The following is a 12,462-nucleotide window of genomic DNA, read 5'->3' on the forward strand; positions in this document are numbered from 1 at the left end:
CAAAATAAGACAGAACAGTTTCCACAATAGATGTAATCAATCATTAGGTAGCATAGTTTATACCAAACATAAACTATGCCACAAACCTATAAAATTATTGCATATAAACAAGGGAAGATTTTAAAGACGCATTGATAGATTCTAAAATTAAGGTTATCTTTGTTATACGATGAATAAGAAAAAAGTTGCACTCATGATCCTAGACGGACTAGGATACGGAAAACATGATAAATCAAATGCAGTTGAAGCTGCAAATACCCCATTTTTAGATCATTTATTGGAAACATACCCAAATTCAAGTCTGGAAGCTTCTGGTGAAGCCGTTGGCCTTCCTGATGGACAGATGGGTAACTCTGAGGTTGGCCACATGAATCTTGGCGCCGGAAGAGTTGTCTATCAAGAATTAGGACGTATCCACAAAGCGGTAAATGATGGCGTATTCAACACAGATATCGTTATCCAGGATGCATTTAAGTATGCGCTTGAAAATAATAAAAAAGTACACTTTATCGGATTGCTTTCGGATGGTGGTGTACATGCACACACCAAGCACCTTAAAGGTCTTTGTGATGCCGCCAAACATGCTGGACTAAACAGTGAGCAGGTCTTCATTCATGCTTTTCTGGATGGTCGTGATACTGACCCTAATTCGGGAATAGGCTATGTTAAAGATCTACAAGAATATCTAAAAACGACTTCAGGCACATTCGCTTCTGCCATTGGTAGATATTACGCGATGGACCGTGACAACAGATGGGAACGCGTTAAGTTGGCTTATGATCTTTTGGTGAAAGCCGAAGGTGAAAAAACCAATGACCTGGTTGCTGCAATCCAAAAATCATACGATGCTGGAGTAACAGACGAATTTGTTAAACCAATCGCCTTGGTCAATGAAGATGGTACTGCCGTAGCAACAATCCAGGAAGGTGATGTGGTCTTCTGTTACAATTTCAGAACAGACCGTGGTCGCGAAATCAGCATTGCACTGACACAGAAAGCTTTCCCTGAGTATGATCTTGTACCATTGAACCTGTACTATGTCACACTAACAGCCTATGACGAAACCTTCAAAAATGTGCGTGTTGTTTTCCAAAAAGATAACCTGACAAATACCTTGGGTGAAGTGTTGGAAGCCAATCATAAAACACAGACCCGTATTGCCGAAACTGAAAAATATCCACACGTGACATTCTTCTTTTCGGGTGGCCGTGAACAGCAATTCGAAGGTGAGAACCGTCTTTTGGTCCCTTCTCCGAAAGTGGCTACTTACGATCTTCAACCTGAAATGTCTGCACATGGAATCACTGAAGCAATAGTCAATGATATGGAAACTCTTCAGCCTGACTTTATCTGTCTCAATTTTGCAAATCCAGATATGGTAGGCCATACTGGTGTATTTGAGGCTGTCGTAAAAGCAGTAGAAACAGTAGATCAATGCACAAAAACAGTGGTGGAAACAGGATTGAAAAATGGTTATTCATTTATCATCTTGGCTGATCACGGTAATTCAGAATTTATGGTCAATGAAGATGGATCACCAAATACGGCGCATACAACCAATTTGGTTCCTTGTATTTTGATTGATGATCACTACAAAAAAATCGCAGATGGTAAATTGGGTGATATCGCTCCAACCGTTCTCAAACTTTTGGGCGTGGATATCCCCGTTGAAATGACAGGAAATGTATTGGTATCAGAATAAGAATTTATATAAAAAAGTAAGCAGCGCACTTCCACTATTGGTGGGAAGTGCGCTACTTTTTTGGAGCTGTAGCTCCCCCTCAGGCCAACAGAAAGCTAAAAAAACGACGGATATCTTTTCGGTAGACTCTTTTTTCAGCGCCGAAGCACAACGCTTGCAGCAACTCAACCCTTCGGTGTTAAAATCCGTCAACAAAGACGGTGAAAAGGAACAACGTGAGCTCAAAATTGAAAACTGGAAAAATGAACTTTCAGCTTTCCAGTCTGCGGATATCAGCAAAAATTTTGATCCCGCTCTCTACGATGTCAAAGCCGTAGATTGTGTAACGGAATTTACTGCCAAAAAGAAAGAACTGCAGATACAAAAACTCCGAATTGAGTTTGATCGTAAAAACGAAAAGGTTAAACATATCCAGATCGATAAAAAGATCGCAAACTCTCTTTATGATAGTGAGGAAAAACTGGATTATTATATCGATTCATTGTACAGTATTGTAAAACTCCAGGATGTACAAGGACTCGATGCAAACCAATATGAAATTATTGGGCGATTTGTACAATCAAAAAAATAACTCATGCCGAAAAATGTCTTTATACCCATTCATAAAGACATTTTTTTATTCCCCAATACAAATAAAGAAATGCAACATCATTGCTTTATTTATTATTTTTCTTATCTTTGCCTCATTAATGGCCTGCAAAGGCCTCGTATAGAAAAATAAAGTGCGCAATATTTCATTGAACAAATTAGCAGCGTTAACGCTTTTAATGACCTTTCTAATCGGTCAGTTCATTGTCTATACCCATTCCCATGAGTCGCCGGCATTAACTATAGTGGACTGCAGTCCCAAAAAACATCATGCGGACCATCCAAAATGTTCTATTTGCGACCAAAATTCACACCCGCAGTTACTCTTTCATTTTAGCCAACATGAAATTTCTCTTCCTGAACGGGAAATAACATTTGGTTTCTTTGTTCCCAGTGACCAAATGATCAGTGCATTGCTATCTGGCAATCGCGGTCCCCCCATTTGTTAAATTTCATCCACGATGCGACAACAAAGCTTTTATGGAAAGCCTTGTTTACTATGATCAGGAAACAAAGAACCAAAATTTTGGTGATTGCTACTGGCGAATTCATAATGGATTTTCCTCTTAATTTAACAATCAAGCAATTCAATGATGATTTCTCCGTATTGAACAGGTTATTTTTCATGACTGATGAAAAAGCAATTTTAATGCGACAGGCTATCATTTGGATAGGCACCATCTATTGATGGCATAAAAATATTTACAGATGAAACTCAAAATTAAAGGCGGCATATGTATGCTTGTCTGCTATTTCCTTCTATTCACGGTTAACGCTGCGACCATATCGGGTAAGGTGACAGATTCAAAAACAAATCAACCCATCGCGGGAGCGACCATATCTTTGCTCCAACTCCGCTCAAGTACGTCTTCGGATCAACAGGGGCGTTATACATTCAAATCACTGCCCTCGAGTGGACGTTATCTTGTCGAAGTACGTTTTATTGGGTACCAATCGCTGATCAAAACTATAGATCTGACATCAGCAGATGTATCGGTCGATTTCGCGTTGACAGAAAGTATAATCGAGACAAATGAGGTGGTGGTTACAGGTACCCTTGTGACTGCGCAAAGCCGTCGCAACAGTACCTCTGTCTCTGTTATTTCCAAAGACGAATTACAGGGTGGTGCGACAAATCTGATCGACGCACTAGCCCGTCAGGTACCTGGCTTAAGTCAGATTACAACAGGACAAGGTATTTCCAAACCTGTCATCCGCGGTCTTGGTTATAACCGTGTTGTCACCGTCAATGATGGTGTGAAGCAAATGGGCCAACAATGGGGTGACGAACATGGTATCGAGATCGACCAAAATCAGCCCGACCGGGTAGAGGTACTTCGGGGAGCAGCTTCGTTGATGTACGGATCTGATGCCATCGGCGGTGTGATTAATATCCTCGAGCCCAGCGTTCCCACTGCAGGTGAAATAAAAGGTGAACTGCTATCTAGTTATTCAACCAACAATGGACTCACCAACAACTCGCTGATGCTTACAGGCAATGAAAACGGCTTTGTATGGCGCGGACGTGGATCTTATCAAAATGCGTATTCCTACAATACACCAGCAGGGCGCTATATCAATAGTGGTTTTAATAATACCAGCTTCAGTGGTATGCTGGGTTTAAATAAGCAATGGGGATATTCACACCTTAATTTTTCCTACCTCAAAAATAATATTGGTTTTTACGATGGTGAAGTCGGCGATCCATTATACAATGAATCTAAAAGCCGGACATTGGATTTCCCCAAACAGGATATCCGCCATTATAAACTCGCACTCAATAATAATTTTGTAATCGGCTCAGGAAATTTAAAACTGGACCTAGGCTACCAGAAAAATCAACGTCGCGAACTTGAAGAAGCGACGCCTTCCCTATTTTTTGATTTAAATACCTACTCACTTGACGCGAAATATTACCTCGCTGAAAGAAACGGCTGGCAGCATGTCGTTGGTATCAGTGCTAGTCAGGAGCATAGTGTCAACAAAGGTGTTGAATTTCTGATTCCTGCTTATGACCAGGTCGAATTGGGCGTTTTTGGTTATGCCAAGAAAACCTGGGGCGATAACACGTTCAATATGGGACTACGCTACGATTATGTCAATAGCAAGGGCAAACAGCTTTACGTTGAGGATGAGGAGCAATTTCCGGGTTTTAAAAATAAATTCAGCAATATTAGCGGTGCTTTAGGTTTTACACATAGTTTCAGCGAAGATTTCAACTTCAAAGCAAATGCCGGATCTGCCTTCAGAGCACCTAACCCGGCAGAATTGGGTTCTAACGGTGTACACGAAGGTACATCACGCTATGAAATCGGTAATGAAAATCTGAAAGCAGAACGTAGCTTCCAAGCGGATGCAACCCTAGAATTTGGACATAGCATCGTCACCGGTAGTATCGGGATCTATGAAAATTATATTCATAATTTTATCTATGCTTCAGCAAAAAAGGGCGATACAAAAACCATCGTTGATGAGGACAATAATGAACAGACTTATGATGTTTATCGTTACGGTCAGGTAAATGCCAATCTTTATGGTTTTGAGGGAAGTCTAAACTTCCATCCGCTAAACTGGGTACACTTGGACAACACCTTTACCTATACCCATGCACAAAACAGGACTTTTGATAGGCCCTTAGCATTGATTCCGGCAGGTGTTTTACACAACACACTACGCCTTGAGCCCAAAATAAATGGATTACATGCTTTTTATGTATCGGTAGGTTTAGACAATTATTTTAAACAGAATCGCGTTGACGAAACTTTTGAGACAGCAGCAGATTCGTATTCATTGATCAATGCTGGAATAGGCACTACCTTACATTTAGGAAAACAACAAGTGAAGCTGTACGCGACTGCCTCTAATCTCACCAACAAGCGTTATTACGATGCTTTAAGTAGACTACGTCCGGGAAGATTATCGCAAGAAAATCCTACTTATGGCGTTTATAATATGGGCAGGAACGTTACTTTTGGAATCTACCTCCCACTTAGCATAAAAAAATAAAGCGCCGAAATTTTACCAAAAGGCAGATTTGGCAAATGTGCTAAGTAATATTTTGAGACTTCCTCTAAAAAATAATGTCCGAATTCTTAACGAATTCGGACATTATTTTTATGCGATCAGCGCACTAAAAATTATTCTCAGAATTTAAATTCCCACCCTACTTAGGATCATCTGCTGTGCCTTCCCGTGCCAAAGCCACATCGTCAGGCATGCTTTCCAATGAAGAATCTAATGCAAATAACGATTCATCTGAGGCCCGATCTCCACCGGCGATCTTCAATTTATCGATCAATTCAAGCGCAAGTTTCTCTTCTTCGATCTGCTCTTTGACAAACCATTGTGCAAAGTTCCATGTCGCCCAATCTTTCTGCTCCATAGACAGATTGACAATAGTATAAATCGCTTCGGTATTATCTACCTCATGTTTAAATACCCGCTGGAAACACTCCGTCAAGGTCTTTGGATCTGCTGGTGGTGCTGAAATAGCCTGGATCCGGGGACGCCCTCCTCTTTCCAGTATGTACCCCATAATTTTGGTCATATGATTCCGTTCCTCTTGCGCATGTCGATATAGGAAATTGGCGATACCACCGTAGCCTTGATCGTCGGCCCATACGCCCAAAGCCAGATAAATTTGCGCAGCTTCGGCTTCTTTTGTCATTTGACTGATTAAAATCTCCTGCATTTCTGCAGACAATCGATTCGTTTCCATATATTAAATTCCTGTTGATTCAATAAAGGAACAGTATTGCGAAGTATTTCGTTTGCAAATTTATCAAAGACAGACTGCAGAGCGGATCAGTCGTATCAGGAAAATCCTCAGAAGCTATTGGATAACCTAAAGAATGAAAAGAGCAAGGTGCTAGGTACCTGCATAAAAAAAGGGAAGCTCAGTTGAGTTTCCCTTTTTTCTCTCCTAGAAGATAAGCTTATTTCAAGTTATCTCTATATACTTTTGCTTTTTTGACTTCTGTTTGAATATCTTTTTTAGAAGAATCAAAGCTCAATACTTTTTCATAATCCTTGATTGCATTATTATAAGCATCTGTAGCCATTGCTTTGTTGTAATTAGGTGTACCAGCTGTACCGATCAAAATACCCAAATCGCGGTTTGCGATTGCTCTATTTTGATAGAACTTTGAGTCAGTAGGTGTGATAGCGATCGCTTTTGAATAATCTTCAATCGCTACGCGCAACAACTGTTCTTTGTTTGCCGCAGACACTTTGTTTGCTTGAATTGCAAGAGTATTGTTTGCTTTTGCTTTAAAGTACAATGCATTTGCATTTTTAGGGCTTAATGCAACAACCTTACCGAAAGTTTCAGCTGACTTTTTATAATCACCATTTTGAAATTGGGAGTAACCCAACATATACAAGACATCCGGATCTTTGCCTTCCTGCGGTAAAGCTTTTGTCAAGTATGACTCTGCATTTTTGAAGTCACCATCCAAAAGAGCTTTTTGGCCCATTCTCACATTGGCATTGCTATGCTCAGCTTGTTTTTGTTGTGCATTGGCACCAAGTGCAACCAAAGCAAAAACTCCTGTGAACAAACCTAATTTAAGTGATTTTAAGTTCATATCTAAATAGTTACGTTTTTTCAATATACCTTATTAATGATCAATATTGATCGTTTATTATCCCAAGAAAAAATAGTCCTGTTGCTTCACCTCTTGCAAGAATCTGCCATCGTTTATTCTTTCACATTCCAATATTACAATTATTATGCCTATTTATCCAACAAATGGCAGATAAATTTTATTTAACCTGCCTTTTTTGCATATTCTAGAAAATAGATTAGTAATTTTGCTACCTTTTAGCAATTGGCACTTCCCTTGCAATATAGGGGAAACAATATTTGAAGCTTAAAATTTGAAGGTCTGCCGACAACATGTCAGCGACTGCCAAATACACAAAATAAACACTATGAGCAAATTCGAAACTTTTGATTTCAGTCAGGCTATTCCAATCGTTACGGAAGACACAGAATTCTTCCCCCTATTGACACAGCAGGATGAAGACGATATGGCAAATGCTGAAATTCCAGAAGCACTATCTATTTTGCCTTTACGCAATACCGTATTATTTCCCGGTGTTGTCATTCCGATCACTGTAGGAAGGGATAAATCCATCAAATTGGTTAAAGAAGCTTATAAGGGCAACAAAACAATTGGTGTGGTTTCACAAAAGGATATGACAGTAGAGGACCCTGGGTTTGACGAGTTGAATAAGGTGGGTACTGTTGCCCATATTATCAAAGTGCTGCAGATGCCTGATGGAAACACCACCGTTATCATCCAGGGAAAGCAACGTTTTAACTTGATAGAGATCTTAGAAACCGAGCCTTATCTCAAGGCGCGTGTCGAGAAATTCAACGAGGCAAAACCCAAGATGACAAAACATTTCAAGGCGACAATATCCACCTTGAAGGAAATGGCATTACAGATTATCCAGCTTTCACCCAATCTACCCAGCGAAGCCGGTATCGCAATCAAAAATATTGAAAGCCCTTCTTTTCTGATCAATTTTATTTCGTCCAACATCAATGTCGAAATGATCAAAAAACAAGAGCTTCTTCAAATACCAAAGGTTGAAAACCGTGCAAAGCTCTTGTTGGAATTGTTGACCTTGGAAATCCAAATGTTGGAACTGAAACATCAGATCCAGAATAAAGTGCGTGTCGACCTAGACAAGCAACAACGGGATTATTTCCTAAACCAACAATTGAAAACCATCCAGGAAGAGCTTGGTGGAAATACACCTGACCTTGAGCTGGAAGAGCTTAAAAAGCGTGGTAAAACAAAAAAATGGGGCCTTGATGTCGAAAAACATTTTAACAAGGAACTTGAAAAGCTATCACGTATCAATCCAGCAGCGGCAGATTATTCCGTTCAGTTAAACTATCTTGAACTGCTGCTTGATCTTCCTTGGAATGAAACGACCAAAGATAATTTTGACTTAAATAAAGCACAAAAGGTCCTGGACAAGGATCACTATGGGTTGGAAAAAGTCAAAAAACGTATCATTGAATACCTCGCGGTATTGAAACTGAAAAATGATATGAAAGCCCCTATCCTTTGTTTGGTAGGCCCTCCGGGAGTTGGTAAAACCTCCTTAGGAAGATCGATCGCCAAAGCATTGGGTCGTAAATATACACGTATGGCCTTGGGTGGTGTGCGCGACGAAGCCGAAATCAGAGGGCACCGCAAAACGTACATCGGCGCAATGCCCGGTCGTATTATCCAATCGCTGAAAAAAGCAGGTGCTGCCAATCCAGTCTTTATCCTGGATGAGATCGATAAAATGAGCGCAGATTTTAAAGGCGATCCTTCTTCTGCCCTATTAGAGGTATTGGATCCGGAGCAAAACACACATTTCTACGATCATTATGTGGAAATGGAATTTGACCTTTCCAAAGTAATGTTTATTGCAACAGCCAATTCGCTAAGTGCTATACAGCCAGCTTTATTGGACCGTATGGAAATCATCGAAGTCAATGGATATACCATTGAGGAGAAGATTGAAATAGCGAAAAAACACTTGCTACCCAAACAACGTGAAATGCACGGTATGGCTGCCAAGGATGTTGCACTAAAAGGTAAGATTATCGAAAAAATCATTGAAGACTATACCCGCGAATCGGGCGTACGTGGACTGGAAAAGAAAATTGGTTCGATCGTCCGTGGTATTGCGACACGTATTGTCATGGAAAAAGATTATAATCCAAGTATCAACGATCAGGATGTTGTGGATATCCTGGGCGCTCCGATCTTTGATAAAGATATCTACGAAAACAATAATGTTGCCGGTGTGGTGACTGGCTTAGCCTGGACTTCCGTGGGCGGTGATATTCTATTTATCGAATCCTCTTTAAGTCCTGGTAAAGGACGCTTGAGCCTGACAGGTAATCTTGGTGATGTCATGAAAGAATCCGCTTCAATCGCCTTAGCTTATTTAAAAGCTCATGCTGCTGATTTCGGGATCGACTACAGGGTATTTGATCATTGGGATATCCATATCCACGTGCCTGCAGGTGCTATTCCTAAGGATGGTCCATCCGCTGGGGTAACGATGCTGACTGCGCTGACATCTTTATTCACCCAACGTAAGGTTAAAGAGAAATTGGCTATGACAGGTGAAATTACACTACGTGGAAAAGTGTTACCAGTAGGCGGTATCAAAGAAAAGATCCTTGCGGCGAAACGTGCAAACATCAAAGATATTATCCTTTGCAAATCCAATGAAAAAGATATCCTTGAAATCAAGGAAGATTATATCAAAGATATGCAGTTCCATTATGTGACCGAAATGGCACAGGTGATCAAACTAGCGCTTCTAGAAGAAAAAGTAGATGGTGCTTTGGATCTAACCCAAGGAATTGAAAACACAAAAAAAGAGGCTTAATCACCTCCCAAAAATTTAGATAAATTTATTCAGAAAAACGGGGATCCAAAAATATTGGATCCCCGTTTTTCTTTTATGCCATCCGTATTCCCCATTCTACCCTTTCAACTATTCAACACGCAGGGATTTACTTTTATTCTTTTGCCCCCTCGTATCACTCACTATTTAATTTCGAATATTCAATGCTCAGCACATTCACTTTTTGCTTTTGGACAAATCATTTCTTTTAAGTGCTTATCGTTTTAACATTACCACAAGTTAGCATAAACATGCAGTTCTATGCGCTATCAACCGAGTTTGTCATGGAGGACTTCCTCATCCAGGCTATTTTCATATTTGGAAATCACGAGTGTTGCCGCCGAATTGCCAATCAGATTGGTAATGGCCCTTGCTTCACTCATAAACCGATCCACTCCAAACACCAATGCCACGGACTCAACAGGCACATGTCCGACCACGGGCAAGGTTAGCGCCAAGGTCACAAAACCGCTTCCTGTGACACCCGCAGCTCCTTTGGAGGTTAGCAACAGCACCAACAGCAAGGTAATTTCCTGCTGCAAGGTCAGGTGCATATTGAGTGCCTGCGAAATGAATACTGCCGCCATGGTCAGGTAAATACTCGTCCCATCCAGATTAAAGGAGTACCCCGTCGGGATCACCAAACCTACCACGGACTTCGCACAACCTGCATCCTCCATTTTCTGCATAATGCCCGGCAATGCTGATTCCGAAGAAGAAGTTCCCAATACAATCAAAATCTCATCTTTGATATATTTCAGGAATTTGAAAATATTAACCTTCAGGTAGAAGTGTAATACCGCGCCAATGACAATAATGACAAAGATAAAACAGGTCAGATAGAAACTTAACATCAACATCCCTAACTTGGTCAGGGCTTGAATACCAAACTTTCCAATGGTAAATCCCATCGCCCCCATGGCTCCCAATGGAGCCAGATACATCACCATCTTAATAATGGAGAAAAGTACTTTTAGAAAAGATTGCAGCACATTGATTACAGGTTCAGCAGCTTTTTGACCGATCTTGGTCATCCCTATTCCAAAAAGCACCGCAAAAACCAGTACCTGCAATATATTATCTGAGGCAACCGAAGCGATAACGTTCTCCGGAATAATATCCATGATAAAATCCATGAAACTGTGGGGCTTCTGGGACTCGGTAATGTAGTGTGATACCGAAGATGTATCCAGACTCGCCAGATCAGCATTCATACCTGTTCCGGGCTGAATCAAATTGACAAAGATCAAACCGATAATCAATGCAATCGTGGTCATGACTTCGAAATAGATAATCGATGTCAGTCCGATCTTCCCTACTTTCTTCACATCTTGCATCCCCGCAATACCGATCACGATCGAGCTGAAGATCAAGGGTGCTATCACCATCTTGATCAATTTGATAAAGACGTCACCCAGCGGCTTTAGTTTAACGGCAAAATCGGGAAAATAGACCCCGCAGAAAATACCGATCAATATACCGACGATAACCTGAAAATAGAGACTCTTTACAATATGCTTCATGGCACTAACGATTAACGGCGATTCCTTCCGCCTTCAACATGCTTTTAAATTTGGGGTTGCGGATGTATTTATTAAAATCATGACTTTTCATACCTGTAAAATCCGTATACTTCATGATCGGATAATGCTTTACCAGCTCATTGCAGACGTCGGCTTTATACCCGAGATCTGTCGCTTTCAGCTTATTGGACAGAAAGCCGACAAACTTCTTTAACATGACATCGGTATTGTTGATCGTGATATGGATTTTTTTAACCTGTTTGCTCAGCGTACAGAAGGAATCTGTCCCCGATGTTACATCCCGGATCTTAAAGTCATCCAGTCCGATGGCGGGCGCCAGCATAATGCAGGTAATGTCATTGCCATTTTCAGCAAGCTTTTTCGCGGCATCCACGTCCACATTGTGGTTCTCCAATGTGCCCTTGGCAAAACTTTCACTAAAGGTCGCACTACTCAGGGCACTCAGTACAACCGATGCGCCGCGACTATGCGAAATCAGAATAATCTTTTTATTGCTAATGCTATTCAGGAGGTTGCGCAGACCAAATTCACCGGCCATCTGACTGAATGAAGTAGCCGAAAACCAAACCTTGGCCCCACCAAAGGGATTCGTTGTATGTAAACCATCCCAATAGAATTTTACGACCTCATCTTTGTTGGGATTAAGCTTCAGCAGCTTGCGCATATATTCATAGCTCTCATTGACTTCATCAGAGGGTGCATTGAACCCATGCACAAAGATAAACACACGGTCTTTTGCTTTCACTTTACTCCCCACAGCCAGCATACGGGTCTTTTCAAAACCTTTCAACTGGCTCTCAATACCCTTTTCTGTTGCAATCTTCATCAGGGAATAGGCATTCACATCACCACTTTTAGGTGGTTCACCATACGTTTTACGCCAATTGTCCGGATAGAAGTTTCCATTCTGATCCACAAACGAATTCACGATATTCGGTTTGTCAAATGAATTGGGGTAAGGATCCTTGGGCACGTTATGGGCTATATCACAGGAAACCATTGAAAAAAGAAGAAAAAGATAGAAAAGTTGTCCTCTCATGGAGCTATTTATTTACGCTGTTAAAAACCTTAATTTCAATAAGGCCAAAGGTTGATTGAATCATAAAAGTATATATTGGCAAAATACAGCAAATACCTTATGTTACTCCTGCTGTGTCATTATAATCAATTCCGTATTACGAATATATAAAAAAAGAAGCT

At 40.8% G+C, this 12,462-nt stretch carries 8 protein-coding genes; 4 read left to right on the forward strand and 4 right to left on the reverse strand.

Going from position 1 to position 12,462, the window contains the following annotated elements; all coding sequences use genetic code 11:
* Nucleotides 1-169 precede the first annotated feature (169 nt).
* From gpmI to ABFX33_RS07955, 3 genes are all read left to right on the forward strand, one after another.
* Entirely contained in the window at nucleotides 170-1,702 is a 1,533-nt protein-coding gene (gpmI, locus tag ABFX33_RS07945; RefSeq protein WP_346085371.1) for a 2,3-bisphosphoglycerate-independent phosphoglycerate mutase, read from the forward strand.
* On the forward strand, nucleotides 1,683-2,273 hold the full coding sequence (locus tag ABFX33_RS07950; protein ID WP_346085373.1) for a hypothetical protein: 591 nt from the start codon (nucleotides 1,683-1,685) through the stop codon (nucleotides 2,271-2,273). The genes gpmI and ABFX33_RS07950 overlap by 20 nt, the downstream gene beginning before the upstream one ends.
* Nucleotides 2,274-2,998: 725 nt before the next feature.
* On the forward strand, nucleotides 2,999-5,296 hold the full coding sequence (locus ABFX33_RS07955; protein WP_346085374.1) for a TonB-dependent receptor: 2,298 nt from the start codon (nucleotides 2,999-3,001) through the stop codon (nucleotides 5,294-5,296).
* A gap of 157 nt (nucleotides 5,297-5,453) precedes the next feature.
* On the opposite strand, the gene ABFX33_RS07960 is transcribed toward ABFX33_RS07955, so the two are convergent.
* Entirely contained in the window at nucleotides 5,454-6,008 is a 555-nt protein-coding gene (locus tag ABFX33_RS07960) for a ferritin (RefSeq protein WP_257087912.1), read from the reverse strand.
* 217 nt (nucleotides 6,009-6,225) lie between these two features.
* The gene (locus ABFX33_RS07965) at nucleotides 6,226-6,876 is read right to left on the reverse strand and encodes a tetratricopeptide repeat protein (RefSeq protein ID WP_120259076.1); all 651 of its coding nucleotides are present in this window, start codon (nucleotides 6,874-6,876) and stop codon (nucleotides 6,226-6,228) included.
* A 346-nt stretch (nucleotides 6,877-7,222) separates the two neighbouring features.
* Between ABFX33_RS07965 and lon the strand changes: the two genes are divergently transcribed.
* Nucleotides 7,223-9,700 carry an endopeptidase La gene (gene lon, locus ABFX33_RS07970; RefSeq protein ID WP_346085375.1) on the forward strand — a complete coding sequence of 826 codons (2,478 nt, stop codon included), beginning with the start codon at nucleotides 7,223-7,225 and terminating at the stop codon, nucleotides 9,698-9,700.
* 287 nt (nucleotides 9,701-9,987) lie between these two features.
* Here lon and dctA read toward each other — a convergent pair whose 3' ends face one another.
* Entirely contained in the window at nucleotides 9,988-11,241 is a 1,254-nt protein-coding gene (dctA, locus tag ABFX33_RS07975; protein WP_257087910.1) for a C4-dicarboxylate transporter DctA, read from the reverse strand.
* 4 nt (nucleotides 11,242-11,245) lie between these two features.
* Complete coding sequence (locus ABFX33_RS07980) at nucleotides 11,246-12,301, reverse strand: alpha/beta hydrolase (protein ID WP_346085376.1); 1,056 nt, start codon at nucleotides 12,299-12,301, stop codon at nucleotides 11,246-11,248.
* Between the last annotated feature and the right edge of the window lie 161 nt (nucleotides 12,302-12,462).

The organism is Sphingobacterium ginsenosidimutans (assembly GCF_039536865.1).
GTDB lineage: Bacteria > Bacteroidota > Bacteroidia > Sphingobacteriales > Sphingobacteriaceae > Sphingobacterium > Sphingobacterium detergens.